This window comes from Anoxybacillus sp. LAT27 (assembly GCF_022030075.1).
Lineage (GTDB): Bacteria > Bacillota > Bacilli > Bacillales > Anoxybacillaceae > Anoxybacillus > Anoxybacillus kestanbolensis.
The window spans coordinates 1-280 of record NZ_JAIWYK010000143.1 but is presented as its reverse complement, the minus strand read 5'-3'; the positions used below and the strand labels follow the sequence as shown (position 1 = coordinate 280).

1 protein-coding gene is annotated in these 280 nt (G+C 57.9%); it reads right to left on the bottom strand.

Going from position 1 to position 280, the window contains the following annotated elements; translation table 11 throughout:
- Positions 1-53: 53 nt before the first annotated feature.
- Positions 54-280: AIR carboxylase family protein (locus LD028_RS08875; RefSeq protein ID WP_237811599.1), on the bottom strand; the 227-nt coding region annotated here is incomplete at its 5' end.

The following is a 280-nucleotide window of genomic DNA, read 5'->3' as shown; positions in this document are numbered from 1 at the left end:
CGAGCTGCCCCCCGCCGATGATGCCGATCGTCTGCCCAGGAACGATCCGTTGCTTAGTCAAATTGATCACTGCTTTCTACGATTTGTTTGCGAATCGCTTCCCGCCGCGCTTTGAGCGCCTCCATATAGCGTGGCTCAAGCAGTCCAAGAATCGATGCGGCGAGCAGTCCGGCGTTGGTCGCCCCCGCCTTGCCGATCGCCACCGTCGCCACCGGCACCCCGCCTGGCATTTGCACAATCGACAATAACGAATCAAGTCCATTCAATGCTTTTGACTGCA